Annotated in this window: 26 protein-coding genes; 18 read left to right on the forward strand and 8 right to left on the reverse strand. The window is 34.9% G+C overall.

Annotated features, from left to right (window positions below):
- Positions 1-50 precede the first annotated feature (50 nt).
- Positions 51-539 (forward strand): GlcG/HbpS family heme-binding protein, encoded by a 489-nt coding sequence (locus YWA_RS0108690; RefSeq protein ID WP_026718692.1) that lies wholly within the window; start codon positions 51-53, stop codon positions 537-539.
- Positions 540-592: 53 nt separating this feature from the next.
- Here YWA_RS0108690 and YWA_RS0108695 read toward each other — a convergent pair whose 3' ends face one another.
- From YWA_RS0108695 to YWA_RS0108710, 4 genes are read right to left on the reverse strand one after another with little or no spacing between them, the layout of a single operon-like run.
- Positions 593-1753, reverse strand: a complete 1161-nt coding sequence (locus YWA_RS0108695; protein WP_022828127.1) for a metal ABC transporter permease — start codon at positions 1751-1753, stop codon at positions 593-595.
- On the reverse strand, positions 1746-2870 hold the full coding sequence (locus YWA_RS0108700) for a metal ABC transporter permease (protein WP_022828128.1): 1125 nt from the start codon (positions 2868-2870) through the stop codon (positions 1746-1748). The genes YWA_RS0108695 and YWA_RS0108700 overlap by 8 nt, the downstream gene beginning before the upstream one ends.
- Positions 2871-2873: 3 nt before the next feature.
- Positions 2874-3608 carry a metal ABC transporter ATP-binding protein gene (locus YWA_RS0108705; protein WP_022828129.1) on the reverse strand — a complete coding sequence of 245 codons (735 nt, stop codon included), beginning with the start codon at positions 3606-3608 and terminating at the stop codon, positions 2874-2876.
- The gene (locus tag YWA_RS0108710; RefSeq protein WP_022828130.1) at positions 3608-4519 is read right to left on the reverse strand and encodes a metal ABC transporter solute-binding protein, Zn/Mn family; all 912 of its coding nucleotides are present in this window, start codon (positions 4517-4519) and stop codon (positions 3608-3610) included. The genes YWA_RS0108705 and YWA_RS0108710 overlap by 1 nt, the downstream gene beginning before the upstream one ends.
- 285 nt (positions 4520-4804) lie before the next feature.
- On the opposite strand from YWA_RS0108710, the gene YWA_RS0108720 reads away from it, so the two are divergent.
- From YWA_RS0108720 to YWA_RS0108780, 13 genes are all read left to right on the forward strand, one after another.
- Entirely contained in the window at positions 4805-5470 is a 666-nt protein-coding gene (locus YWA_RS0108720; protein WP_022828132.1) for a ferredoxin reductase domain-containing protein, read from the forward strand.
- 41 nt (positions 5471-5511) lie between these two features.
- Positions 5512-6150, forward strand: a complete 639-nt coding sequence (locus YWA_RS0108725; protein WP_022828133.1) for a Crp/Fnr family transcriptional regulator — start codon at positions 5512-5514, stop codon at positions 6148-6150.
- 122 nt (positions 6151-6272) lie between these two features.
- Positions 6273-6953: a type 1 glutamine amidotransferase domain-containing protein gene (locus YWA_RS0108730; protein ID WP_022828134.1), complete on the forward strand. Its 681-nt coding sequence runs from the start codon at positions 6273-6275 to the stop codon at positions 6951-6953.
- A 305-nt stretch (positions 6954-7258) separates the two neighbouring features.
- A complete protein-coding gene (hisG, locus tag YWA_RS0108735; RefSeq protein ID WP_022828135.1) occupies positions 7259-8116 on the forward strand; it encodes an ATP phosphoribosyltransferase in 858 nt (285 codons plus the stop codon).
- Between the two features lie 18 nt (positions 8117-8134).
- On the forward strand, positions 8135-9427 hold the full coding sequence (hisD, locus tag YWA_RS0108740; protein ID WP_022828136.1) for a histidinol dehydrogenase: 1293 nt from the start codon (positions 8135-8137) through the stop codon (positions 9425-9427).
- Positions 9417-10454 (forward strand): histidinol-phosphate transaminase, encoded by a 1038-nt coding sequence (gene hisC, locus YWA_RS0108745; protein WP_026718695.1) that lies wholly within the window; start codon positions 9417-9419, stop codon positions 10452-10454. Before hisD ends, hisC begins: the two co-directional genes overlap by 11 nt.
- Positions 10447-11538: a bifunctional histidinol-phosphatase/imidazoleglycerol-phosphate dehydratase HisB gene (hisB, locus tag YWA_RS0108750; protein WP_022828138.1), complete on the forward strand. Its 1092-nt coding sequence runs from the start codon at positions 10447-10449 to the stop codon at positions 11536-11538. The genes hisC and hisB overlap by 8 nt, the downstream gene beginning before the upstream one ends.
- A complete protein-coding gene (hisH, locus tag YWA_RS0108755) occupies positions 11535-12113 on the forward strand; it encodes an imidazole glycerol phosphate synthase subunit HisH (protein WP_022828139.1) in 579 nt (192 codons plus the stop codon). The genes hisB and hisH overlap by 4 nt, the downstream gene beginning before the upstream one ends.
- Entirely contained in the window at positions 12110-12829 is a 720-nt protein-coding gene (gene hisA, locus YWA_RS0108760; RefSeq protein WP_022828140.1) for a 1-(5-phosphoribosyl)-5-[(5-phosphoribosylamino)methylideneamino]imidazole-4-carboxamide isomerase, read from the forward strand. The genes hisH and hisA overlap by 4 nt, the downstream gene beginning before the upstream one ends.
- On the forward strand, positions 12823-13578 hold the full coding sequence (gene hisF / locus YWA_RS0108765; protein WP_022828141.1) for an imidazole glycerol phosphate synthase subunit HisF: 756 nt from the start codon (positions 12823-12825) through the stop codon (positions 13576-13578). The genes hisA and hisF overlap by 7 nt, the downstream gene beginning before the upstream one ends.
- Positions 13575-14162, forward strand: a complete 588-nt coding sequence (gene hisIE / locus YWA_RS0108770) for a bifunctional phosphoribosyl-AMP cyclohydrolase/phosphoribosyl-ATP diphosphatase HisIE (RefSeq protein ID WP_022828142.1) — start codon at positions 13575-13577, stop codon at positions 14160-14162. The genes hisF and hisIE overlap by 4 nt, the downstream gene beginning before the upstream one ends.
- Before the next feature lie 96 nt (positions 14163-14258).
- Complete coding sequence (locus YWA_RS0108775) at positions 14259-14588, forward strand: ArsR/SmtB family transcription factor (protein ID WP_022828143.1); 330 nt, start codon at positions 14259-14261, stop codon at positions 14586-14588.
- Positions 14589-14608: 20 nt separating this feature from the next.
- On the forward strand, positions 14609-15448 hold the full coding sequence (locus YWA_RS0108780) for an arsenite methyltransferase (protein WP_022828144.1): 840 nt from the start codon (positions 14609-14611) through the stop codon (positions 15446-15448).
- A gap of 230 nt (positions 15449-15678) precedes the next feature.
- On the opposite strand, the gene YWA_RS0108785 is transcribed toward YWA_RS0108780, so the two are convergent.
- The 4 genes from YWA_RS0108785 to YWA_RS0108800 form a co-directional block, all read right to left on the reverse strand.
- Positions 15679-16236: an alpha/beta fold hydrolase gene (locus tag YWA_RS0108785; RefSeq protein ID WP_022828145.1), complete on the reverse strand. Its 558-nt coding sequence runs from the start codon at positions 16234-16236 to the stop codon at positions 15679-15681.
- Between the two features lie 45 nt (positions 16237-16281).
- Entirely contained in the window at positions 16282-17679 is a 1398-nt protein-coding gene (locus YWA_RS14850; RefSeq protein ID WP_022828146.1) for a serine hydrolase, read from the reverse strand.
- A gap of 84 nt (positions 17680-17763) precedes the next feature.
- Positions 17764-18300: a DUF488 domain-containing protein gene (locus YWA_RS0108795; RefSeq protein ID WP_022828147.1), complete on the reverse strand. Its 537-nt coding sequence runs from the start codon at positions 18298-18300 to the stop codon at positions 17764-17766.
- The gene (locus YWA_RS0108800) at positions 18288-18992 is read right to left on the reverse strand and encodes an SMUG2 DNA glycosylase family protein (RefSeq protein ID WP_022828148.1); all 705 of its coding nucleotides are present in this window, start codon (positions 18990-18992) and stop codon (positions 18288-18290) included. The genes YWA_RS0108795 and YWA_RS0108800 overlap by 13 nt, the downstream gene beginning before the upstream one ends.
- 290 nt (positions 18993-19282) lie before the next feature.
- Here YWA_RS0108800 and YWA_RS0108805 point away from each other — a divergent pair, with 290 nt between their 5' ends.
- The 4 genes from YWA_RS0108805 to YWA_RS0108820 all read left to right on the forward strand — a co-directional run bounded on the left by YWA_RS0108805 (position 19283) and on the right by YWA_RS0108820 (position 26298).
- On the forward strand, positions 19283-20548 hold the full coding sequence (locus YWA_RS0108805) for an acetyl-CoA hydrolase/transferase family protein (protein WP_022828149.1): 1266 nt from the start codon (positions 19283-19285) through the stop codon (positions 20546-20548).
- A gap of 339 nt (positions 20549-20887) precedes the next feature.
- Positions 20888-22033 (forward strand): hypothetical protein, encoded by a 1146-nt coding sequence (locus YWA_RS0108810; protein ID WP_022828150.1) that lies wholly within the window; start codon positions 20888-20890, stop codon positions 22031-22033.
- A 13-nt stretch (positions 22034-22046) separates the two neighbouring features.
- Complete coding sequence (locus YWA_RS0108815; protein WP_022828151.1) at positions 22047-23501, forward strand: glycosyltransferase family 2 protein; 1455 nt, start codon at positions 22047-22049, stop codon at positions 23499-23501.
- A 4-nt stretch (positions 23502-23505) separates the two neighbouring features.
- On the forward strand, positions 23506-26298 hold the full coding sequence (locus YWA_RS0108820) for a YaiO family outer membrane beta-barrel protein (RefSeq protein WP_157505322.1): 2793 nt from the start codon (positions 23506-23508) through the stop codon (positions 26296-26298).

The raw sequence follows: 26298 nt of genomic DNA on the forward strand, positions 1-26298 counted from the left end.
AAATTAATTCCTAACTACTATTTTAGCTTTATTAATTTAGATTTTTTCTCATGAAAAATTATTTGTTACAATTTCTAATCCTTTTTTGTACCATGACAAACGCTCAGAATAAAACAATTGAAGAACCGGTCTTACTTGGCAGTATGGCTTCAAAAATGGTTCAAGCAGCTTATGCGGAAGCGGAGAAAAATAATTTTCAAGTAACCATAACCGTCGTTGATAAGTCTGGACAAACATTAGCAGTGCTGCGGCACCAAGATGCGGGAGTACATACTTTGAGAGCGAGCTACAAGAAAGCGTACACGGCCTGTTCTCAAAAACGGGAGACAGCATTGATTGCGAAAGGAATTAAAGACGGAAGCATTCCCGAGGATATCCGTTATTTAGACGAAAATATTTTGGCTATGGATGGTGGAATTCCAATTTTAATTAATGGAAAAGTAGTGGGTGGTATTGGCGTTGGTGGTGCTCACGGAAACTTTGATGTTTTAATTGCAAAAGCAGGATTAATGGTACTTGAGGATTCTTTGAAGAGATAAATACTCGATTTTAAGTAAAGAAAAGTTCATGTTGGATTGTTTTCGAATTTTGATTATCCTCGAAACAAGAAGAAATCATCTTTCATATCTTCAATCAAACCATCTTCATTTGTGATGATGTAATCGATTGCTTTTGTTGTAAACTCATCTCCTTTTTTAGTTAGGGAAACCAAATTTTCAGCAATAGTAATCATGTTGTTCTTAAACGCTAAATTTAAAACTGTTTTACTACGAACTTTTTGCCAATTGATATGTTCGTTCAGGTGATTTACATGCCGTTCATTTGGTTCGCTATGGTTTTTAAGGTGCAGTAAAAATGTAATTAAATACACTTCAATCCGTTGTTGTTTCTCTCGATAAAGAACGGCAACCAATCCTTTACTTGGTGCGAATAAATACACAATTAAAAATACGATTCCCAACATAGTTGTGATACTTCCTGCGATGGAAGCGTCTAAAAAATGTGCAACCCAATATCCCGAAATCGCACTGAAAACGCCAAATGCTGCTGCAAGAGCAATCATTTTCTTTAAATCTGTGGTCAAAAGATAAGCGGAAGCAGCTGGTGCGATCATCAAAGCAACGACTAAAATAGCGCCAACCGCGTCAAAAGCACCAACCGTTGTTACCGATGCAACACTCATTAATCCGTAATGCAATACAATGGGAGAAAATCCTAAAGAAGTTGCAAGACCTGTGTCAAAAGTGCTGATTTTTAATTCTTTGAAAAATGCGAATAAGAGAATCAGTGTTGTTATTAAGATTACTCCGATGACTAATAGTGATTTTGGACCCAAATCCATTGTTCCGTAATGAACACGGTCAAATGGTGTAAAAGCCAATTCACCTAAAAGCACCGCATCAATATCGAGATGCACGTCGTTAGCAAATTTGGCAATCAAAATTACACCAATACTAAACAAGGCGGGAAAAACTAAACCGATGGCGGTATCTTCTTTAACTAACTTTGTATTCTGAATTTTCTCTACTAGAACTACAGTCAAAACACCTGTTGCCGCAGCTAATAAAATGAGCCAAGGAGAATTTAAATCTTGCGTTAGAAAAAATCCCACAACAATTCCGGGTAGAATAGAATGACTAATTGCATCACTAATCATCGCCATTTTGCGAAGTACTAAAAAAGTTCCGGGAATGGCACAAGCAATGGCAACTAAACTTGCTATAAGTTGGATTTCAATTTGTGCGTTAGTCATCTTTTTGATTTTGATTGTACAAATTTGTAGCTGCTGCAACACCTGTTGAAGTTAAACTCCACATATCGCCAGCTACTTTTACATAGTTTTTATCCTCTAATTCCCGCAGTCCTTTCCGACTAAATCCTTGAAAATTATTCAAAATCTTGATCGCGTGTGGATGTGAAATATCATCGTGGTCTTCGACAATATGATACATGAATGCTAAGGTTTTTTGGAGTTCCAACGCATTTCGATTTTTTATCAATCGAATTTGTTTGAACAACAAACCGCGACTTGGTGAAAATATAAACGAAAAAAAAACAAATACAGAAGCGACTAAAACAATCACTGGTCCTGTGGATAGATTATTTTGAGTGGCGCTAATTGCTGTTCCAAAAACGCCGGCACTTGCTCCGAAAATTGCCGCTATAAAAACCATTAAACCCAAACTATTTGTCCATTGTCGTGCCGCAGCGGCTGGAGCCAAAAGCATAGCACTCATTAAAACTACGCCAACAGTTTGAAGCCCTAAAACGATTGCAAGTACAATAAAACTTGTAATCAAAATGTCGATGAATTTAGTGTTGAATCCCAAAGTCAACGCGTAATCTTTGTCAAAAAGCAAAATTTTGAATTCTTTCCAAAAAAGCAAAAGAACAAATAAACAAAGTCCAGTTACAATCGTCATTAACCAAACATCGCTTTCGACTAAAGTTGCAGCTTGTCCAAATAGATATTTATCCAATCCTGCCTGATTTGCATTGGGCATTTTTTGAATAAAAGTTAAAAGTAACATTCCGAAACCAAAGAAAACCGACAGAATAAGGCCGAGTGCCGTGTCCGATTTCAAATGCGTTTTTGAGGTGATTCCTCTAATCCAAAACGTGCCAATTAAACCACTTATTAAAGCACCAATTAAGAGCACATTGGTGTCTTTTGAACCGGTAATTAAAAATGCAATTGCAATTCCTGGTAAAGCTGCGTGAGAAATGGCGTCGCCTAACAAACTTTGTTTTCGCAAAACAGCAAAACTACCCAACATACCAGTAACACCTCCAAGAACGGCCGTTCCTAAAGTGATGGTTCGCAAGGTATAATCACTTGAAATTAGTTTTATGTATTCTATAAAATCCATATCTTATTTTTGAATACTAACCTTATAATTAATGCCATATGTTTTGGTCAAATTATCGTCGTTAAAAATATCTTTCACTGGTCCAGTTGCTATTTTTTTTACATTCAAAAAAGTCACCCAATCAAAGTATTCGGGAACTGTTTGCAAATCGTGGTGTACGACGACAACCGTTTTTCCTGCTTTTCGTAATTCTTTCAAAATGTTGATAATTGCTACTTCAGTCGTTGCGTCAACACCTTGAAATGGCTCGTCCATAAAGTAAATCGATGCATCTTGAACCAAGGCTCTTGCCAAAAAAATCCGCTGTTGTTGTCCACCTGAAAGTTGGCTAATTTGCCGACCTTGAAACGACAGCATTCCCACTTTTTCTAATGCTTCCAAAGCGCGTTTTTTTTCTTTACTTCCCGGGCGTTTAATCCAACCCAGACTTCCGTAAGTTCCCATCATTACCACATCCAAAGCGGTAGTGGGAAAATCCCAATCTACACTTCCTTTTTGAGGAACGTAAGCCACCTGTTTTCTTTGACTTTTATACGGTTTTCCAAAAATCGTTACGCTACCGGCGATTGGTTTTAAAATACCGAGAATTGCTTTAATTAATGTTGATTTTCCAGCGCCATTTGGTCCTACAATAGCCATTAGTACGCCTTCCGGAATTTGTAAATCAATATCCCAAAGTACAGGTTTGTAGTTGTACGCTACCGTCAAATCGTCGACTTTTACCGCTATTTTTTCCATTATTTTAAAGCTTCTACGATGGTGTGAACGTTAAATTTAAACATGCCAATATAAGTTCCTTCTGGAGTATCTGGATTTCCAAGTGCGTCTGAAAACAACGTCCCACCAATTACTACATTATGTTTCTTTGAATTTACAGCAGCTTGCAAAGCTTCAATTGTTCTTTTGGGAACCGAGCTTTCAATGAAAACGGCTTTCACTTTGTGGTCAATGATATAAGCGGCGGTTTTTTGTACGTCTTGAACGCCAGCTTCAGTTGCAGTTGACAAACCTTGCAGTCCTACGACATCAAAATCAAATTCTTTTCCGAAATAACTGAACGCATCGTGTGCTGTTACTAATCGTCTTTTTTCTACAGGTAGTGTGGCAATTTCAGCATCTAATTCTGCTTTTAAAACTTTTAATTTTTTTAAATATTCGGTCGCATTTGCTTGAAAAAAGTCCTTGTTTTCGGGTTGTGCTTCTGATAATTTATTGGCTACAAAAACTGTAATGCGTTGCCAATATTCAACATTAAACCAAATATGTGGATCGTAATTAGAAGCAAAAAGTGTCGAACTAATTAAGTCTTTTTTATCCAAAGCATCAGAAACGGCGATGGTATTGATATTTTGACGTTTCATGGTTTCAAAAACATCGACTAACTTACCTTCTAAATGCAAGCCACCATAAATAATCATATCAGCATTGGACAGCTTTGAAACGTCGCCTTCACTGGCTTTGTATAAATGAGGATCAACACCAGCACCCATTAAACCTTGCACATTCACTTTATCACCACCAATGTTTTTTACTAAATCAGTAATCATTGACGTAGTCGTGATAATACTAAATTTTTCATTCTTGGTTTTTGTTTCGTTGCAACTTAAAAGCACACAACAAATTAATGCTATAAATCCTATTTTTTTCATCTGTCTAAATATTTCTTGCGAAGTTACTAAAAAAATAGTTCAAATAATTAATTTTTGGACATAATAGCACTGACTTGTAAACCACTACTTCAAAACAATTTTTAAAATATGAGACAACATAATCTGTTAATTCAATTTTAAATCTACCATTTAAAATTGGTTATTGTTAAATTTAGAATATCGTTTTCTGAAATTCGTTCATCAAAAAAAATAAGTTTTGTACCTTTAAGCATCTTATTTTTTCAGATAGTTACTCATTACAAATAATTGTAAAATAAAAATAATATGAAAACAGTACGAATATTATCAATTGAGCATGCAACACCAAATGTGATGCACGTTAGAACTGAAAAACCAGATGGGATTTCCTATTTACCCGGACAAGCGGTCGATGTTGCCGTTGACGAAGTTGGTTGGACAACCGAATTACGTCCATTTACCTTTACTTCACTTCCCTCCGATGATTTCTTAGAATTTTTTATAAAAACATATCCTGAACACAATGGCGTTACAGATGAAATATCAAAATTAAGCACTAAAAACAGTTTGTTAATTGGAGATGTTTTTGGAGATATTCAGTATAAAGGAGAAGGTGTTTTTATTGCCGGTGGAGCAGGAATTACGCCGTTTATTGCAATTATGAAAGATGTAGACCAAAGGAACGGAATCAGAAACAACAAACTAATTTTTGCTAATAATACTGCTTCAGACATTATTGAAAATGAGTTTTTCAGTATTTTATTGGGAAAGAATTTTACCAATGTGCTTTCCAAAGAACAAACTGAAAAATACGAATACGGTTATATCACCAAAGAAATTATTGAATCCCAAATTCAAGGAGCTGATTCCTACTTTTACCTTTGTGGGCCACCACCAATGATGGATGCCGTTTTAAAAGAGCTCAAAGAATTGGGAATTGAAGAATCGAAAATCATCAAAGAGGAATATTAAGTAAACGATTGTCCTAGATCATTTATAAGTGAAAAATAATTATGAATGAAACGAAAATTAATGGTAGCATTTCAATTATGAACAGTAAGTTGATGACAAATCACGACAATATATTCTTAGAAGATGTGTTTAAAGATTTCCGATTTACGGAAGATGATCGATTACTATTATCTGAGAAATTAGAAAAATTAGAATTTAAAAAAGGTACTTCACTTTTGAAAGCCGGAGAAAAAGTTACAGACCAATACTATGTTGAAAGTGGTTGTTTGCGAACCTATTTCATTGATGAATCTGGAAAAGAACACACGCTGCAATTTGCCATTCACGATTGGTGGATAAGCGATTATACCGCTTTTTTCTCTGAAGAAAAGGGAATTTTAAATATTGAAATTTTGCAAGACAGTGTATTATATCGAGTTTCAAAGAAAGAACTCGACGTCTTATTCACTGAAGTACAAGGTTTAAATGCATTCTTTAGAAAAAAAATGGAACGTGCTTTCGCAAGTTTTCAAAAACGAATATTAGCGAATTTATCGCAATCCGCAACCGAAAGATATCTTGATTTTGTTGCCAACTATCCCAATATTGAGCAACAAGTTAAAAATTATCACATCGCGTCTTATCTAGGAATTACAACCGAAACTTTGAGTCGGATTCGGAAAGAACTTTCCTATTTATAGTTTCTTATCCTAGATCAATTTTTAATTGGATTTCTTAGCGTAAATTTGATTTATCAAAAATTTCTAACATAAAAGAATATAGAAATGAATGATAATTAATAATTTACATAAAATATAAAGCTATGAAAAACGTATTATTTGTACTAACAAGTCACGCAGATTTAGGAAATACAGGCGAGAAAACAGGATTTTGGATTGAAGAATTTGCAGCACCTTACTATCTTTTGAAAGACAAAGGAATTCATATTACTTTAGCTTCGCCAAAAGGTGGTCAGCCGCCAATTGATCCAAAAAGTGATGCACCAGAGGCACAAACTCCAGCATCAATTCGTTATAAATCAGATGCAGAAACGCAGAAAATAATGGCAAATACCACAAAATTATCTGAAGTTAATCAGAAGGATTTTGATGCGGTATTTTATCCAGGAGGCCACGGACCGCTTTGGGATTTGGCAGAAGACAAAGACTCCATTGCTTTGATTGAGGATTTTTACAAAAACGGAAAAACGGTTGCCGCAGTTTGCCACGCTCCCGCTATTTTCAAACATACTAAAAACACCGATGGTTCACCATTAGTGAAAGGAAAAAAAGTAACTGGGTTTACAAATACCGAAGAAGATGCTGTTCAATTGACCGATGTTGTTCCGTTTTTGGTAGAAGATATGTTGAAAGCGAACGGCGGAATTTACAGTAAAAAAGGAGATTGGGAAGCCTATGCCGTTGAAGATGGTTTGTTGATTACAGGTCAAAATCCAGCTTCGTCAGAAGTAGTGGCGGAACATTTGTTGAAGCGTTTAGCTTAAATAAATCAATTTACAAAAAAGTAAATTATTGATTTAAAGTGTTTTAAGATAAATTAAAAACTCAACAAAAGTTAAAATCATAATAAAAGTATTTAATTAAAAAGGAATTGTTCTACTTTTGAACCGTTATAAAAAACACAATTATGTTAAATCAAGTACATCATCATTTTCATTCTAGCTCTCAAGCGAGGTGATTTTGATATGTAGTACACTATAATTTCTAATCCCGTTTGAGTAAATCAAACGGGATTTTTCTTTTATACAATCTTCCTGTACCGATTTACTCCAACTTCTAACTAAAAAAAATGAGTAAATTAAAAATTGCAATCCAAAAAAGTGGTCGTTTAAGTGAAAACTCGCTGAATCTTTTAAAAGAATGTGGAATCAAATTCCCAAATGGTGGCGGGAAATTAATCACAGAATCAACTAACTTTCCCATCGAAATTCTCTTTCTTCGTGATGATGATATTCCACAATATGTAGAACAAAAAGTAGCAGATATCGGTATTATCGGCGAAAATGTGTTTGTGGAAAGTGCTAAACAAATTGACGTTATCGAAAAACTTGGATTTTCCTCTTGTCGTTTGAGTTTGGCAGTGCCAAAAGAAACTGAATATAGCGACTTGAGTTTTTTCAATGGTAAAAAAGTGGCGACTTCCTATCCCGTAATTTTAGAGAATTATTTCCAACAAAACAACATCTCCGCCATCATCGAATTTATTTCGGGTAGTGTTGAAATTGCCCCAGGAATCGGACTTGCCGATGGAATTTGCGACATCGTAAGTAGTGGAAGTACATTGCGTTCGAATGGTTTGAAAGAGGTGGAAAACGTGATGAACAGTCAAGCCGTTCTAGTAGCTTCTGAAGATTTGGACGCCGATAAAAAGGAGATTCTACAGAAATTATTATTCAGAATCCGTTCTGTTCAAAAAGCCAAAGAAAATAAATACATTTTGCTGAATGCGCCAAACGAGAAGTTGGATGAAATAATTAAAATTTTGCCAGGAATGAACAGTCCAACGATCTTGCCTTTGGCTGAAGAAGGTTGGAGTAGTTTGCACTCTGTAATCGGCGAAGATCAATTTTGGGATGTAATTTACGAACTCAAAAACGCAGGAGCAGAAGGAATTTTAGTCGTTCCAATTGAAAAAATGATTGTCTAATTCACAACAAATCACAAAATGAAAACTTATATAAATCCTCCGTCAAGCGAATGGAATTCCTTAATTGAAAGACCCAATTTTCCCGCTGAAAATTTAGAAGAAAAAGTCCGCGGAATTATCAGTAAAGTTAGAACTCAAGGAGATTCGGCTTTACGCCAATTTTCCAAAGAATTTGACAAAGTGGAATTGTCGGAATTAAAAGTAAATAAATCAGAAATCGATTTTGCAATTTCACAAGTTTCTGATGAATTAAAAGAAGCGATTTCGGTTGCTGCAAAAAACATCCGAAAGTTTCACGAATCTCAAAAAACCACGGAAACAGAAGTAGAAACAATGCCTGGTATTACGTGTTGGAGGCAAAATGTGGCAATTGAAAATGTAAGTTTATACATTCCTGGTGGAACGGCTCCGTTGTTTTCTACTATTTTGATGTTGGCCATTCCAGCACAAATCGCAGGTTGCAAACGACTGGTTTTATGTACGCCACCGGACAAAAACGGTAACATCAACCCTGCGATTTTATACACGGCTTCGTTTTTAGGAATCGATGAAATTTATAAAGTAGGTGGAGCTCAAGCTATTGCTGCATTGGCTTTTGGAACCGAATCTATTGCAAAAGTGAATAAAATTTTCGGGCCTGGAAATCAATTTGTTACTAAAGCAAAAGAATTAGTGCAGCAAAGTGGCGTGGCTATCGATATGCCGGCTGGACCAAGCGAAGTTTTGATTATTGCGGATGAAAATGCAGATGCTGATTTTGTAGCTTCGGATTTACTTTCACAAGCGGAACACGGAGTCGACAGCCAAGTAGTTTTGGTTAGCAATGATGCAGATTTAATTGAAAAAGTGGAAATTGCTTTGCAAGAACAATTGCAACAATTACCACGAATGGAATTTGCCAAAAAAGCATTAGAAAATAGTTTTTCAGTAGTTTTAGATACGATTTACGATTGCATTGATTTCAGCAATCTTTACGCTCCGGAACACTTGATTTTGGCGGTGCAAAATAGCGTAAGTTATGTAGGTGAAATTCAAAATGCAGGTTCGGTTTTTTTGGGTAATTATTCCTGCGAAAGTGCCGGTGATTATGCAAGCGGAACCAATCACACCTTGCCAACTAACGGTTATGCACGAAGTTATAGCGGCGTTTCGTTAGATAGTTTTGTAAAGAAAATTACGTTTCAAAAGATTACGAAAACGGGAATTCAAAACATTGGTAAAACCATTGAAATAATGGCTGAAGCAGAACAATTATTTGCACACAAAAACGCCGTTTCCATCCGCTTAAAAAAGATTGAAGATGAGAAATAGTGTCAAAGATTTGGTTCGAAAAAACATTCTGAATCTCGCTCCTTATTCAAGTGCGAGAGATGAATACGAAGGAACAGAAGGTGTTTTTCTGGATGCCAATGAAAATCCATTTGGAACATATAATCGTTATCCCGATCCACAACAAAATGAATTGAAAGCACGTTTGGCAGAAATAAAAAACGTAAAAGCAAGTCAGATTTTTCTTGGAAACGGAAGTGATGAAGTAATCGATTTGGCTTTCCGAATTTTCTGCGAACCCAACATCGACAAAGCTTTAACGTTTACGCCAACGTATGGAATGTACGAAGTTTCGTCAAATATTAATTCGGTTGAGTTGATTAATGTTCCTTTAAATAAAGATTTTCAAATTGACAGAAATAGCGTTGAAACGTATTTTTCAGATGAAAATTTGAAATTAATTTTCATTTGTTCACCCAATAATCCTTCGGGAAATTTAATTCAATCAGCCAATATTGAGTTCATTTTAGAAAATTTCAACGGAATAGTAATCATTGATGAAGCTTATGTTGACTTTTGTCCAGAAGCTACATTTGCTGAAAAATTAGCAAAGTATCCAAACTTAATTATTAGTCAAACGTTGAGTAAAGCTTGGGGTTTAGCGGGACTTCGATTGGGAATTGCTTTGATGAACGAAGAATTATTATCTTTTTACAATAAAGTAAAAGCACCTTATAATATCAGTTCAGTAAATCAGCAAGTAGCTTTGGAAACTTTAAATAAGACAGAGGAATTCCAAGAAAATGTAGAGACGATTTTAACTGAAAAATCAAGACTAATCCAAGAATTGCAAATGATAAAATTGGTAAAGAAAATTTATCCTTCTGATGCTAACTTTCTGTTGGTTGAAGTCGAAAATGCAAATGAGATTTATTCACAATTGATTGCGCAGCAAATTATTATCAGAAATAGAAATTCGGTTGTTGAAAATTGTGTTCGGATTACAATTGGAACTTCTGCTGAAAACAAAAAATTAATAAACGCTTTAAAAACACTTTCCAATGGCTAAAAAAGTATTATTTATAGACAGAGACGGAACAATTATAAAAGAACCAGAAGACTTTCAAATCGATAGTTTTGAGAAATTAGAATTTCTGCCAAATGCGATTTCAAACCTTGCTCGAATTGCCAAAGAAATGGAATTTGACTTGGTTATGGTCAGCAATCAAGACGGTTTGGGAACGGATTCTTTTCCTGAAAGTACATTTCACCCCGTTCAGGATTTTATCATTCAAACTTTGAAAAATGAAGGTGTGAATTTTGTAGATATTTTCATCGACTCATCATTTGAACACGAAAATAAGGAAACGCGAAAACCCCGTTTAGGCATGTTGGGAAAATACGTTTACGGAAATTATGATTTGGAAAATTCGTACGTCATTGGCGATCGAATGACCGACATCAAATTAGCTCAAAATTTTGGTTCAAAATCTATTTACATCAGTTCGGACATAGACGCAAACGCAACTTTAACCACAACGGATTGGAATGAAATTTATCAGTTTTTGAAAGAAGTACCGCGAACTGGAAAAGTAAATCGAAAGACGTTAGAAACGAATATTTCGGTAGAAGTGAATTTGGATGGAAGCGGAAAATCAATTATTGAAACGGGTTTGCCTTTCTTCGACCACATGTTGGAACAAATTTCAAAACACGGAAATTTAGATTTGAATATCCAAGTCAAAGGCGATTTACACATTGACGAACACCACACAGTCGAAGATACGGCAATTGCTTTGGGAGACGCATTTTTGCAAGCTTTGGGAAGTAAAAAAGCGATTGAACGTTACGGATTCTTATTGCCAATGGATGATTGTTTGGCACAAATTGGTCTCGATTTTGGCGGTCGACCGTGGTTGGTTTGGGAAGCGGAATTCAAACGCGAAAAAGTCGGCGATGTTCCAACGGAATTGTTTTTTCACTTCTTTAAATCATTCAGCGACCAAGCGCGTTGCAACTTAAACATCAAAGCCGAAGGTGAAAACGAGCACCACAAAATCGAATCCATCTTTAAAGCTTTTGCGAAAGCGCTGAAAATGGCGATCAAGAAAACAGAGAATTTCAACATCCCAAGTACCAAAGGAACGTTATGATAGCAATTTTAAAATACAATGCGGGAAACGTAACTTCCGTTGAAAATGCAGTTCAAAATCTCGGTTATTCAACAGTTGTAACTGATGATATTGAAATGCTGAAATCGGCAGATAAAGTTATTTTTCCCGGTGTTGGCGAAGCGAGTTCAGCAATGAAATACTTGAAAGAAAAAGGTTTGGATAAAGTGATTCGAGAACTGACGCAACCCGTTTTGGGAATTTGTTTGGGAATGCAATTGATGTGTGAATCTTCGGAAGAAGGAGATACGAAAGGATTGGGAATTTTCGATGCAAAAGTGTTGCAATTTCCTCCAACAGCATTGGTTCCTCAAATGGGTTGGAATAATTTTACATCTTTAAAAGGCAAACTTTTCGATGGAATTGCTTTGGAAAACGATTGCTATTTCGTCCACAGTTTTTATGCTAAAATTTGCCCAGAAACTATCGCTGTCAGCGATTATATTTTACCTTTCAGTGCTGCTTTACAGAAAAATAATTTTTATGCAACCCAATTTCACCCAGAGAAATCGGCAAAAATCGGATTACAAATTTTAAACAACTTCTTGAAATCATGAGAATCATTCCTGCAATTGATATTATCGGAGGAAAATGCGTGCGACTTTCCAAAGGCGATTATGCGACACAGAAAACATACAGCGAAAATCCTTTGGATATGGCAAAACAATTCGAAGATTTTGGCGTGAAATATTTACACGTTGTGGATTTGGATGGAGCGAAAGCGAAGCAAATCATCAACTATAAAACCTTGGAATTATTGGCAACCAAAACCAATTTGATTATCGATTTTGGTGGTGGAATTAAATCGGAAGACGACGTTAATATTGCTTTTAATTCAGGTGCTAAACAGATTACGGTGGGAAGTATTGCGGCTCAAAATCCTGAACTAATGCTCGAATGGTTGCGGAAATTTGGCAATGAAAAAATCATTTTAGGTGCTGATTGTAAAGACCGAAAAATTGCTACAAATGGTTGGTTAGAAAGTTCGGGAGACGATGTCGTTTCGTTCATTCAAGAATATGAGAAAAACGGAATTGCTTACAGCATTGTGACCGACATTGAAAAAGACGGAATGCTTTTAGGACCAGCTTTCGAATTATACAGCGAAATTTTATCCGAAACAAATCAAATAAAACTCATAGCAAGTGGCGGAATTACTACGATTGACGATGTAATAAAGTTGAGTGAAATGGGTTGTGAAGGTGCGATTATTGGCAAAGCGATTTACGAACGAACAATCAATTTGAAAGATTTAATGCAACTGCCATGTTAAAGAAAAGAATCATTCCGTGTTTGGATATCAAAGACAATCGAACGGTAAAAGGAATTAATTTTGAAAATATAATTGACGCCGGTGATCCAATTGAATTGGCAAAACGCTACGTCATTGAAGGTGCTGATGAATTGGTTTTTCTCGATATTACAGCTACTCAAGAAAAGCGAAAAACCTTAACAGAATTGGTTCGGAAAATTGCAGCGGAAATTAATATTCCGTTTACCGTTGGCGGTGGAATCAATAGTTTAGAAGATGCAAATGCGATAATCGATTCTGGTGCGGATAAAATTAGCGTGAATTCCGCCGCGATTTTGAATCGTAACTTAATTACTGAAATCTCAAAACAATACGGAAATCAATGTGTTGTTGTGGCAATTGACACAAAGTTTGTTGATGGCGAATGGATGGTTTTCAGAAGTGGTGGCAAAATCCCAACAGGTTTAAAAGCGGTCGATTGGGCAAAAAAAGTGGCTAATTTAGGAGCCGGCGAAATTTTATTGACTTCAATGAACAACGACGGAACCAAAGCTGGTTTTGCTTGCGATATTACTAAACAAATTTCAGAAGTGGTTTCAATTCCCGTGATTGCTTCAGGTGGTGCGGGAACGATGGAACATTTTGCCGAAGTTTTCCAAGAAACAAAAGCTACGGGAGCTTTAGCAGCGAGTGTTTTTCACTTTGGACAAATTCCAATTCCTGAACTCAAAAATTATTTAAAAACACAAAATATCCCAATTAGAATATGATACCTGATTTTACAAAAACAAACGGATTGCTTCCCGTAATCATTCAAGATGCGACTTCTTTGCAAGTTTTAATGTTGGGTTATATGGACGATGAAGCGTTTAAAAAAACGTCGGAAGAACAGATAGTGACTTTTTTCAGTAGAAGTAAAAACCGACTTTGGACGAAAGGTGAAACTTCTGGAAATTTCTTATTTGTCAAAGAAATGCATTTGGATTGCGACAATGATGCGTTACTAATTACCGTTTCTGCAGAAGGACCAACTTGCCATACCGGAGAGACATCTTGTTTCAAAACAGAAACTTCAACTAACTTTCTATATCAGTTGGAAAAAACAATTCACAATCGAATTGATGAAAATGTGGCTGATTCGTATACCAATCAATTGTTTCGAAGAGGCATAAATAAAGTAGCTCAAAAAGTAGGTGAAGAAGCTGTGGAATTGGTTATCGAAGCTAAAGACAACGACGCTGATTTATTCAAAAATGAAGCAGCCGACTTGATGTATCACTATTTGATTTTGTTGAAAGCGAAGAATTTTACGTTGAAAGATATTGAAGCGGTTTTGGCAGAACGAAATCAGTAATTTACTAGTTATGAAAATTTAGTAAAAAATTAATAATGGGTTTTTAATTAGATTTATTTTTATATCGTAATATTGCAATATATAAATAATAGTATTATGGGAGCTACAAAAGCGGAATATTTTACGGAAGGACAAAACGAGTTGGCACGCTTGGCGAAAGCTTTGGGTCATCCCGCTCGAATTGCAATTTTAGACTATCTATCGACTGTAGATACTTGTATTTGTGGCGATATTGTAAACGAATTGCCCTTGGCACAACCGACGGTTTCGCAACATTTGAAAGAGTTGAAAAATGCAGGATTAATCAAAGGAACGATTGAAGGAAATGCAATTTGTTATTGTATTGATGAAACTGCTTTGCAACATTTGAACGATTACATCGCCCATATTTCTGAACGAATTTCTCAAAGAACGACTTGTTGTTAACTACTAAATTTTAAAAAAACATGAATACGAACGAAGAAATTAAAGAAATGGTAAAGCAAAAATACAGTGAAATTGCTTTACAAGACCAAGACACAAATGCGAGTTCTTGTTGCGGAAGTGGAGGCTGTAGCACAGAAGTCTATAATATTATGAGTGACGAATACGACCATTTAGGTGGGTATTCTGCTGATGCTGATTTAAAATTAGGCTGTGGTTTGCCGACAGAATACGCTAAAATTCAACCCGGAAATGTAGTTGTGGATTTGGGAAGTGGCGCTGGAAACGATTGTTTTGTCGCACGTCATGAAACAGGAGAAAGTGGAAAGGTAATTGGCGTTGATTTTACCGAAGCGATGGTAGATAAAGCTAGAATTAATGCAGAAAAACTAGGTTTCAATAATGTCGAATTTCGCTTGGGCGATATTGAAAAACTACCAATAACTGCAAATGTTGCCGATGTTGTAGTAAGTAATTGTGTGATGAATCTTGTTCCAGATAAACCAAAAGCGTTTGGAGAAGTATTTAGAATAATGAAATCAGGTGGTCATTTTAGTATTTCAGATATTGTTTTGACGGGCAATTTACCTGAAAAAATCAAAAATGCTGCTGAAATGTATGCGGGTTGTGTGGCAAGTGCGATTCAAAAAGAGGATTATTTGCAAATAATTAAAAACGCAGGATTTACAAATATCCGACTTCAAAAAGAAAAACCAATTATCGTTCCGAATGATATTTTGAAAAATTATTTATCTGACGAAGAAATTGCAGATTACAATTCAAAACCAAATATTATTTTTAGTATAACCGTTTATGCTGAAAAAGGAGAGAGTTGTTGTGCACCAACGAGTGGGTGCTGTTAAGCAAATCGTTGTTTAGAAACGTCTCCTAAACTCAATTTTTAAAGCCGCTGTGTAAATCTGATTTTACGCAGCGATTTCTTTTTAAAATTAGGTATTGGAGGTTGTAAAATACAGAAACCTAACAAGTACAATTTTAATAAATCTTTCTTCCACTCTACTTTCAAAGTAAAGTATAGTCTATAAAACCGATGTAAATTTTTCAGGAAAGAAATAAAATTTTTATGTATAAATTACCTTCCAATTGAGTGTTTTAATAAAATTTCTGCACAAATTACATGAGCGATTTTCTTCTCTCTATAAAATTCGTGCGTTTCTTCCTCAAAAGAAATTGCTTGAATTTGCATTTGCTCCATCCACGATTCATCAGGAGAAAACGGATCTAAACTACCATAAAACAGACTAATTTCACCGCTGGGTTTTTGTGTTTCATAGCGTAATCTTGTCGAAGAAATTGCAAATAAGTGCGAAATAGACAATCCAGATAATGCAGCTTTCCATGCAATTAATCCGCCAATACTAAAACCTAAAACTATAGCCGACTCTTTTTCGTTCTGAATAAGAAGCGTTACCGCTTTTTCAATTCCTCCATTTACAAATTGAGCGTGTAGATTTTCTGCAGTATAGTTAGTCGTATCAACGCCTGCTAGTTCGCATACATCGTAATAGTGAACATCAAAATCGTCACTCAGTTTTCTTAAATAATACTGAATCCACTCAGCATTGGCTTTCCCCCAAATATCGGATAGCAACAACAAGCGCAGTTTTGATTTTGTAGCGTTACTCCTCATAGAATTGAATTAATTTTCTCAATTACTTTTAATTTTGGTTTAATTTTATTTTTCTATTTCGCTTAATAATTCAAAACCTAACGCGTCAATTTTTTCATGTTGCGAACTCAATCCAGAAACATTTGATAAAATAATAATTCCGTTTTTATTTTTCACATCCAAGACCATTGACGACGAATAACCGCCAGTTCCTCCATTGTGCCAAATCAAATGTTTTGATTTATCAGAATCCACAAGATGCCACCCAAGTCCAATTTCCATTGATTCGTTCACGGTTGAAGTGCTTTTTCGCGTCAGTTCAAGTGCCTTATTTTTAACGTCAAATTGTGCCTCTGCAAACTGAACTAAATCAGCCGTTGTGGATATAATTCCGCCAGCACCTAATAAAACATCAAAATCCCAATTAGAAACAACTTCGCCGTCTTCGTTTAATCCGCGAACCAATTTGTTTGGCAAAGCATTAGAACTTGTAAACGAATTATTCATCTTATATCTTCTAAAAATTAGATCTTTAAAAAGCGATTGCAATGTAGTTTTCTGCGAAATTCCAAGCGTATAACCTAATAAACCCGCTCCTAAATTTGAATACCCATAGACATTATCTGCATCTTTCGTTAATTGCATCTCGTTCTTCAAATAAAAATCAAGTTCTTTCGCACCATAAGTTTTATACGGAGTTTCATCATTTGTCTCCTCTAAATTAGTTGGTAATCTTGGTAATCCCGAAGTATGATTGGCTAGACTTTCAAACGTAATTTTATTACTATTTTTAAATGAAAAAGGATAATACGAATTGATGTTATCACTCAATTTCAATTTATCCGCGACAACTAATTCTGCTAATATAGTGGAAGTAAAAACTTTTGACAGCGAACCAATTTCAAAACATTTATCCTGATTTACAACTTCAATTAATGTATCATTTGCAACCTGTACTCCGTAATAATTTGTTTTTCCATCCTTAATAATAGCGATAGTGAGTTGCGTGTTGGTTGGAAAATTTTTAGTGTTTTCAAATATAATTGTTGCAATTTCTTTGGGGTATGTTGATAAATTGTTTACCAACCTACTTGCCGCAGTTGGCATTAAAGGCTTAACAAGTAATCCATTGATTTTGTCTTTATCGTCAATCGAAATTTGAATTGAAAAAACGTCACGTTCAAACGTCGTTTTGTAAACCGCATACGATTGATTTTTCATTTTCTGAAAAGAAAAGTTGGTAATTTTCCCCGCTTGGAGTTGAAGTCTACCGAAAAACTGACTGCAATTTGCTATTGGCAACGCTTTTTGCATTTCTAGTGAAAAACTATCAAAAATGGCATCGTATTGACCCAAATTATAATTCGTTTTGAAATTTTCGAATGCCAAATGATATTTTTCCGATTGTGAAAAACTCAAAGTCGTAGTAACTAATACAATCAGGATAATAAGAGTCTTTTTCATTCAATAAATTTTAATAGTGGAAGTTTTAATTCGAATATACTTCAAAAATAAACATGTAATTCTAGATTATAATTATTGATCATTCTAATCTTCTTCGGTATATACCACCGTTCCATTCACAATTCGAGCAGGCGATGTATAGGGATGTTCCTGAGATTTTCCCACTCCCATAATATGCAATACGTTCCAGCCACGTACTTTTAAATAATCGGAAATCATTGAACGGTGACATCTCCACCAAACGGCTTCCGAACACATATAAACTGTTTGTGATTCTACCGCTATTTCCTCCAAACTTGCAGCCGCGTTTTTAAATTCGTCCGTTTCCATATAATCAGCATAAGCTTGGAAAGAAGTATTTCGCCAAGTGGTGTTTTTTGAATCTTTGTTGGCTTTTCGTCGCCCACCTAAATCCGCAATGTAAATGTATTCAATACCAAGTTCCGCCAGAGTATCACGCAACGTATCTTGATCATATTGGGGAAATTTTCGCGATCCTGGAAGCCTTCTAACATCAACCAACTTTTTAATTTTAAAAGAATGCAACATTGCTAAAAATACCTCAATGGGATGCGTTGAATGTCCAACAGTATAAATTGTGGAAGACGTCAAGGAATCCATATTTCGTTGTTTAACGTTAAAATATATTTGTCAATATAAAGTTGTTTTTCCTTTGATTTATATTGTTGGATGTACCTCGGATGTTCCAATACTTTTAAGTCACCAAACAAATTTGCTTCCGCATTTAATTTTTGAATAAACTGCGCGTTTTTTTTACCGAGAACATACACTTCCGACGTTTCTAAACCGAGGCTGATGTGATTTCGCAAACTCAAAATCATAAAATCTTTTACACTTTTAAAAAGAGTTACATCGTCGTAATAATTAGCATTCAGCCACTTCCCTGCTCCATTTCTTCGAACGATTGCTAATGGAAAAGGTGAGTTTACGTAAAACTGCCGGTAAAAATCGGTAGCTCCGCCAAATTCTGAAATCATGTCGTACATATATACAGAAGAAATTTCGTGCGTATGAGCGGAATGCATTGGAATTCCGCAAACACTTTCCAACCTTTTAGTATCTGTGAAAGGAACACCTGTAACTCCAGCTCCATGCCGACTTGGATTAATACCTACAATAAATTTTCGCTGTAAAGAGTCGTTATAAAATTTGTTGTAAAATTGCTCCATAACCACCATTGTTTCGGGATTATCTAAGTACGGATTCAAAACCTGAAAACCATCAGGCAATGCGTCTGTGAAATCTAATTTTTTATTAAAAGCAATGACTTTTTCTCCAAAAGATGCCGACATATATTTTAGTTTGATTCTGATTTTTAAACAAATTCAATTTACAAAAAAATCTATAGAAAAAAGAAGGTTAATTTCGAATATTTGCAAAATAAACATTGCAGTTCCATTGCTATAATTTTCCAAAAAATAACTTTCATCAAAATTAAATCACCTTTACTTTGTTATTTCTAACCCAATTCATTTTTCAAAAATCATTTATTGTTCTAACTTTATATCCATATATCCATCTTAAATTGATATTTATCATAGTATCATTTGCTTTGTTAACTTAATTTTGAAATAAAAAAATCATGATCAAATATGTCACTGCCGAAGAAGCTGTAAAAGTCGTTCAATCTAACAATAGAGTCTATATTCAAGCCGCTGCTGCAACACCTACTGTTCTAGCAAATGCTTTAACAGCAAGAGCTTCAGAATTAAAAAATGTTGAAATTTGCCACTTACATACAGAAGGAGAAGCGCTTTATGCCAATCCAGAATACCGCGAAAGTTTTCACGTAAATTCTTTTTTTATTGGAAAAAATGTTCGCCATACCATTCAAAGTGGAAATGGATCCTACACACCCGTTTTTTTAAGTGAATTGCCAAATTTATTTCGCAAGAAAGCCCTTTTACTTGATGTCGTATTTATTCACGTTTCACCACCGGATCAACACGGATACTGTTCGTTGGGAACTTCTGTAGAAGCTACCGTTGCTGCAATTGAAAATGCCAAAATTGTGGTTGCTCAAGTCAATAAAAGAATGCCTAGAACCTTTGGCGACAGCCTAATCGCTGCTTCGAAAATTGATTATTTAGTAGAAGTCGACACGCCAATTCACGGACATGGAACAGAACCTATTTCAGAAACCGAACTACGGATTGGGAAATATGTAGCGTCACTTATTGACGACAGAAGTACGTTGCAAATGGGAATTGGTTCCATACCAAATGCAGCTCTTGCAAATCTTACCACTCACAAAGATTTAGGGTTACATACTGAGATGTTTTCTGATGGTGTGATTGACTTGATTGAAAGTGGTGTAATCAATTGCAAATATAAAGGAGTGGTTAAAAATAGAGCTTTGGCTACCTTTTTAATTGGATCCCAAAGATTATATGATTTTGTAGACAACAATCCATTTGTAGAAATGCGAGAATCATCGTTCGTGAACGATACCGCAGTAATTCGAAGAAATCCTAAAATGGTTGCTATTAATTCTGCCATTGAAGTTGATTTGACGGGACAAGTTTGTGCAGATTCCATTGGTGCAAAAATGTATTCCGGTGTAGGCGGACAAATGGATTTTATTCGTGGTGCTTCATTAAGCGACGGCGGAAAAGCAATTATCGCTTTGCCATCCATTACAAAAAGAGGCGAAAGTAGAATCGTACCGTTTTTAAAACAAGGTGCTGGAGTAGTTACAACGCGTTCTCACGTTCAATATATTATTACCGAAAATGGAATCGCCGATTTATATGGCAAATCGCTGACGCAAAGAGCGAAAGCTTTAATTGAAATTGCTCATCCATCTTGCCAAGAGCAAATTGAGAAAGAATTTTACAATTTGAAATAAAAAAAGTAGCGAAAACTTATAATTTTTTGAAGAGGCAGTTGGAAATTTATGAATTTTCAACTGCTTTTTTTATGTAAAAAAAGGCATAAATAACTACATTTTACGGAGGTAACTACCTGTGATTTTGTAGATATTATTCTACATTACTATCTGTGATATGGCTACAGATTTCTGTTTTAAATATGATGACATTTGTAAGTAAGTTGAAGATTATTGTAAATGTGCTTATTTACCAACAAAAATAACACGGATTACCAGTCTCCACTTAAAAGAAAATAAAAGGTAACGCCACCATTTTGTGATTACTATTATTTTACAACTGACTGATATTCAAAACCTATGTATATAGTTTACAATTTATTCGAGAATTTTTACTACAAATTTATTACCATGCCTTTGGTAATCAGAATTGCAGTAATCACGACCGTATTTTTTATAGTACTGCTGCTTTTTTACGCGCTTTTAAGTGTTTTTAATTATTATAGTAAAAAGAGAGCGGATAAACGAGAAGAGGAACGTAAAAACAATAGTGATTGTTATACCGTTTTAAAAGAGCTTCTGACTTATGAGGAAGTAATTCCTTTTATAACTTTAGAACAGGACTTTGAAACAATCAAAGCGCGTTGTCACTCTGATCCTGAAGATATTGTTTATGAAATGTTGGTTATTAAAAATGAGTTTCCAACACAATTTAACTACGAAAACCTGCAATCACTTTCACGTCTTTTTAACTTAACACCTTACTGGGATGGAAAGTTAACTGATAATTCATTGAAAGTAAAAATGGAAAATCTTCAGAATATCATTGAGCTTCGTGCTACTATTTCTGAATCTGTACTTTCTACCTTAGTATATCATAAAAATAGTGAGCTTCGTAAAAAAGCGCGAATTGCTCAAATTCACTTGAGTCAACACGACCCGTTTAAGTTTTTTGATGAGGAATTTGACAAAGATTTTACCGTTTGGGACAAGATTAAGATCCACGATATTTTATTACACAGACCAATACAAACCATTCCTAACTTTATTAGATGGGTTCCAAAAGTAAAAAATGAAAATTTACAATCCATGTTTATCTACGAAATTGGTTACTACAATCAAGTAGAAAATAAAGAATTTTTATATGATTTCTTTAAAATGACGCCTAGTGATGAGGTAAAAATTCAAATTGTCGAAACATTGAATGTTTTGGGAATTGAAGACATGGCTCACAACTTAATCCGTCAGTACAACGCTTGTTCTGAGAACGTTCAGTTGGCTATTATAAATAATTTGAAACACATCCAAACGGATAAATTCTTACTTCCGTTTTACGTTCACGCTTTTGAAAAAGCATACGAAACGGATTTAAAATTAGCACTTGGAGACGCAATTTATAGTTCAGAAGTAAATGGACACCGCGTGATTGAAGTTTTAGAGCGTAATGCAAAAGGTTTTGATCAACTTATTTTTGAACACATTAAAAATCCTTTGCTTTTAAATTAATTACTGACAATTTATGGATACTATTTTATACAGCTACCAATATTTAATATTTTTCTACGCCTTTTCATTGGTTGTTATTTATACAAGTTTAGCGGTGTTGGCTTTTTACAAACTGACCCAATTAGTGGCAAAAAAGAGTTCTGATACTGAAAAAATCTTTAGAGAATCACCCTTTATTCCAGGTATCTCCATTATTGCACCTGCATTTAACGAGGAAACGTCCATTATTAATAATGTGATTTCAATGATGACCGTGAATTATCCTACTTTTGAGGTGGTAATTGTAAACGACGGTAGCAAGGACAATACGCTGCAACTGCTTATTGATAACTTTGAAATGGTGGAAACGACTTACGCTTACGTGGAAAAAATTAAAACCAAACCATTTAAGCGAATTTTTAAATCTACCAACCCGGAATACAGCAGACTAATCGTTGTAGATAAGGAAAATGGCGGAACGAAAGCCGACGCTTCTAATGCAGGAGTTAACGTAGCAAAATATCCCTACTTTATTTGTACGGATGTGGATTGTGTACTGGATCGTGAAGCTTTAAGTAAAATGATTTTACCAATCATTAGTACGAAAACACGTGTAATCGCTGTTGGTGCAACGATGAGAATGGTAAACAGTTGTAAAGTTGAAAATGGCGTTATGGTGGAAACGAGACTTCCTACGCGAATATTTCCATTGTACCAAGAAATTGAATATTTACGCAGTTACTTAATTGGAAAATTAGGTTTCTCAACAATCAATGCGGTTCACAATGTTTCAGGTGGATTGGGATTATTTGACAAAGAAATTGCAATTGGAGCCGGAGGATATGATCCTTTATCTCACGCCGAAGACATGGACATGACGACGCGTATGATTGCTTACATGATTAATTACCAGAAAGAATATAAGATTGATCAAGTACCAGAAACGTGTTGCTGGACGGAAGGACCTCCTTCGTTTCGTGTATTAAATCGTCAGAGAACACGTTGGGCTCGCGGATTATTCCAAATATTTTCTGTACACCGAAAATATTTATTCAATAGAAAATTTAGAAAATTAGGATTGATTTCATTTCCGTATATTTTCATCTATGAGTTTTTAGCTCCTATTATTGAAATGCTGGGATACATTGTAACTATATATCTTCTTTTAGTAGGCGGAATTAATTGGGACACTGCTTTTTTAATGTTATTCTTTGCTTATGTTTTTGGAGTTTCACTTTCACTTACGACCTTATTATATGAGCGACTTCTAGAACATCGTTTTAAAAATAGAGAATATGTGCGGTTGATATTATTTTGCTTAGTAGAACCATTTATATACCACCCGTTGATCGTTTTTTTTAATATTCGAGGATATATTGATTATTTGACTAAACGAGATTTTGAGTGGGGAACAATGACCCGACAAGGATCACAAGACAACAAATCAGACAAACAAAAGGGATTAAGTACCCAAACAATAGCACAATAAAAATATGTTTACAAAAAATTCTATACTAAAAAACACTGTAGTTGTTGCGTTTGTGCTTTTACTGAGCTTCATCGCTACTGATAAAATGTATGGTCAAGCTACAGAAGATTCCTATTTTAAAAGGGCGAATAAATTATTCAAACAAGAACGTTGGGAAGAAGCAAAGCAAATTGTAGACATCGGATTGAAAGATACGCCGTATGATGCCGATTTACTGATGTTGAATGGTAAATATTATCATTACAAACGTAATAACGATAAAGCAAGATACAATTTGATAAAAAGTTTGCAATACGATCCCAATAATGTAGATGCAAAACAAATTTTGACAAACGTTGAAATTGAAGACAAACATTATTCTGCTGCAATTTGTTACATCAACGAATTATTAGAAGTAAATCCGTATTGGAAAGGACTTTGGCGTAAAAAAATTGAAGTATACCGCTTACAAGGAAATACAGAAGAAGCGACTCGTTTATCAAAACGGATCAATCAAATTTATCCTGAAGATGAAAAAATCCAAGAGGATTATAGATATAATTTAAAAACTGAAATTAGTTCGCTTAAAAAGTCAGGTAAATTAGAGGAAGCATTAAAATTGACAAATGATTTGATGCTTGTTGACAAGACAAATCCTGATTTATATGTTGATGTAATTAACACTCATCTTGCTGCAGGAGATTACGACAAAGCACTTGTCTATGCAAACAGAGCGTTAACTTTCATGCCTAATAATTCGTATTTAATTACAAAGAAAGCGTCTATACTTGCCGATCGCGGTGATTATAACGAAGCTTTGTCTTTCATAAAATCGAAAAACAAAGGTGGAAATGGTCAATTGACTACTTTATACAATCAGTTATTATTGCAAAATGCTCGTGTTCAAAACGACAGCGATCCCTATACTTTATATGGTAAAATTTTAGAGCGTTCACCAGGAAATCCAGAAGCGCTTAATTATTTGTTGAATACTTCTTTGTCAAAAGGATTCTATTCGGATGCACAAAATTACATCAACATGGCAAAGAAATCCGGTGGTGAAACTAAGAGTATTCTTTCAAAAGAATATACCTTATATACACAAATGGGGAACGAGTCAAAAGCAAACGCAATCTTAGCTAAACTGTATACCCGTTTTCCTGAAGATGCTGATATTAGAGACAATTACATCAATTATCAGTACAAATTAGCGAGAGAAAACATGCTAAACGAACAATACCGCGAAGCTTTAATCCAGTTGTCCTTTTTGAATAATCTCCCAAAAAATGATTACTCAGAAAAAAGTATGCAGGAACTTACGCAAGCCTATTTAAAATTAGGAAGAAAAGAAGAAGCATTCGCTACTGTTCAAAAACTTAACAGCGAATATCCAAATAGTATTGACAACCAACTTCGTAAAGTAGGCGTTTTAATAGCAATGGATCGCGACGATGAAGCCTTGACCATCTATGAAGAGTTCATGAAAAACGCCAGTCAAAGTGAATTTCAAAATCACCTGATTGCTTATGATGAAATTGGAACTCAATTTCTTAAAAAATTAATTGAAGCAGGACAAACGCAAAAAGTTTTTGAAGTAGCCGACCGAATTATTGCATTAAATCCCGATAGCGAATTGGCGTATACCTATGCAATGAATACCGCAGCAAGTATAAACGATGATCGATTGTTTTTAAAATATGCTGAACAGGCAATTGAAGCAAACCCAGACAGTATTTTATTCCGAACTAAATATGCTGAAGCGCTATCTACAAAAGGAGAATTTGGAACAGCAAATAATGTTTTAAAACAATTATTGGCCGAAAATCAATACAATAAAGATGTAATCAATACCAATACGCAATTTACTTTAGATTACGGTAAAGTCCTTTATAAAGAAAAAGATGCGGATCAATTGATGCTGATTACAGATGAAGCACTTAAATACAACCCTAATAATAAAGAACTTTTATATCAAAAAGGTCAAGCTCATTTGTTATTAAAGGAATATGGCGAAGCATTTGACTACATGAAATTTTACACGCCCTCTACTTTAGAAGCAGCTGCCTTCAATAAGGAAATGGAATGGTTGCAAAACAAATCGTACAGAAACCAAGTCACTTTAAATTACTTAAGAAGTCGTTTTGCCGATGAAATTAATGTAAATTCGATTGCAACATTAGAATATACACGTTTTCAATCAGCTAAAAATACTTATACCGCAAGAATTAACTATACAGGTAGAGATTTAGGTTCTGGCGTTTTAGCCCAAGCAGAATGGTCGCATGTTTTGAATCAAAAAACTTATTTTATTGCAAATGTAGGTTACGGTTCGCGCTATTTTGCTCAAATAATTGCCAACGGAAGTGTTTTTAGAAATTTTGCAAGTGACTATGAATTAGAATTGGGACTGGGATACAGAAACTTACCTGATGTCTATACATTAACGAATATCGTCGCGGGAGTTTCGCACACAAGTGATCACATGTGGTTAAACGCAAAAGGATTTATTTACAAAACCGATACTTCTTTAACCTTATATAATGTATTAGCACAATCTAAGTTTTACATTTTCAACGACGGAAAAAGTTTTCTACAAGCAATGACTTCTGTAGGTACAGTTCCAGAATCAGGTGCTTTAGATTTGGCTTTGTATGATTCTTATAATGCTTTTAACACCATGGTTGGTGCTGGTGGACAATATATGGTAAATAAAAGATTGACTTTAGGCTTATTAGGAAACTGGTACAACTTTAAATTCAATCCGAAAGAATATAGCAATCTCTATAATCTATACTTGACGGCTACTTATTCTCTATGA

The organism is Flavobacterium antarcticum DSM 19726 (assembly GCF_000419685.1).
Lineage (GTDB): Bacteria > Bacteroidota > Bacteroidia > Flavobacteriales > Flavobacteriaceae > Flavobacterium > Flavobacterium antarcticum.

Coding starts and splice junctions, on each gene's coding strand:
- YWA_RS0108690 (WP_026718692.1), top strand. CDS start 51: ATGAAAAATTATTTGTTACAATTTCTAATCCTTTTTTGTACCATGACA.
- YWA_RS0108695 (WP_022828127.1), bottom strand. CDS start 1,753: ATGACTAACGCACAAATTGAAATCCAACTTATAGCAAGTTTAGTTGCC.
- YWA_RS0108700 (WP_022828128.1), bottom strand. CDS start 2,870: ATGGATTTTATAGAATACATAAAACTAATTTCAAGTGATTATACCTTG.
- YWA_RS0108705 (WP_022828129.1), bottom strand. CDS start 3,608: ATGGAAAAAATAGCGGTAAAAGTCGACGATTTGACGGTAGCGTACAAC.
- YWA_RS0108710 (WP_022828130.1), bottom strand. CDS start 4,519: ATGAAAAAAATAGGATTTATAGCATTAATTTGTTGTGTGCTTTTAAGT.
- YWA_RS0108720 (WP_022828132.1), top strand. CDS start 4,805: ATGAAAACAGTACGAATATTATCAATTGAGCATGCAACACCAAATGTG.
- YWA_RS0108725 (WP_022828133.1), top strand. CDS start 5,512: ATGAATGAAACGAAAATTAATGGTAGCATTTCAATTATGAACAGTAAG.
- YWA_RS0108730 (WP_022828134.1), top strand. CDS start 6,273: ATGAAAAACGTATTATTTGTACTAACAAGTCACGCAGATTTAGGAAAT.
- hisG (WP_022828135.1), top strand. CDS start 7,259: ATGAGTAAATTAAAAATTGCAATCCAAAAAAGTGGTCGTTTAAGTGAA.
- hisD (WP_022828136.1), top strand. CDS start 8,135: ATGAAAACTTATATAAATCCTCCGTCAAGCGAATGGAATTCCTTAATT.
- hisC (WP_026718695.1), top strand. CDS start 9,417: ATGAGAAATAGTGTCAAAGATTTGGTTCGAAAAAACATTCTGAATCTC.
- hisB (WP_022828138.1), top strand. CDS start 10,447: ATGGCTAAAAAAGTATTATTTATAGACAGAGACGGAACAATTATAAAA.
- hisH (WP_022828139.1), top strand. CDS start 11,535: ATGATAGCAATTTTAAAATACAATGCGGGAAACGTAACTTCCGTTGAA.
- hisA (WP_022828140.1), top strand. CDS start 12,110: ATGAGAATCATTCCTGCAATTGATATTATCGGAGGAAAATGCGTGCGA.
- hisF (WP_022828141.1), top strand. CDS start 12,823: ATGTTAAAGAAAAGAATCATTCCGTGTTTGGATATCAAAGACAATCGA.
- hisIE (WP_022828142.1), top strand. CDS start 13,575: ATGATACCTGATTTTACAAAAACAAACGGATTGCTTCCCGTAATCATT.
- YWA_RS0108775 (WP_022828143.1), top strand. CDS start 14,259: ATGGGAGCTACAAAAGCGGAATATTTTACGGAAGGACAAAACGAGTTG.
- YWA_RS0108780 (WP_022828144.1), top strand. CDS start 14,609: ATGAATACGAACGAAGAAATTAAAGAAATGGTAAAGCAAAAATACAGT.
- YWA_RS0108785 (WP_022828145.1), bottom strand. CDS start 16,236: ATGAGGAGTAACGCTACAAAATCAAAACTGCGCTTGTTGTTGCTATCC.
- YWA_RS14850 (WP_022828146.1), bottom strand. CDS start 17,679: ATGAAAAAGACTCTTATTATCCTGATTGTATTAGTTACTACGACTTTG.
- YWA_RS0108795 (WP_022828147.1), bottom strand. CDS start 18,300: ATGGATTCCTTGACGTCTTCCACAATTTATACTGTTGGACATTCAACG.
- YWA_RS0108800 (WP_022828148.1), bottom strand. CDS start 18,992: ATGTCGGCATCTTTTGGAGAAAAAGTCATTGCTTTTAATAAAAAATTA.
- YWA_RS0108805 (WP_022828149.1), top strand. CDS start 19,283: ATGATCAAATATGTCACTGCCGAAGAAGCTGTAAAAGTCGTTCAATCT.
- YWA_RS0108810 (WP_022828150.1), top strand. CDS start 20,888: ATGTATATAGTTTACAATTTATTCGAGAATTTTTACTACAAATTTATT.
- YWA_RS0108815 (WP_022828151.1), top strand. CDS start 22,047: ATGGATACTATTTTATACAGCTACCAATATTTAATATTTTTCTACGCC.
- YWA_RS0108820 (WP_157505322.1), top strand. CDS start 23,506: ATGTTTACAAAAAATTCTATACTAAAAAACACTGTAGTTGTTGCGTTT.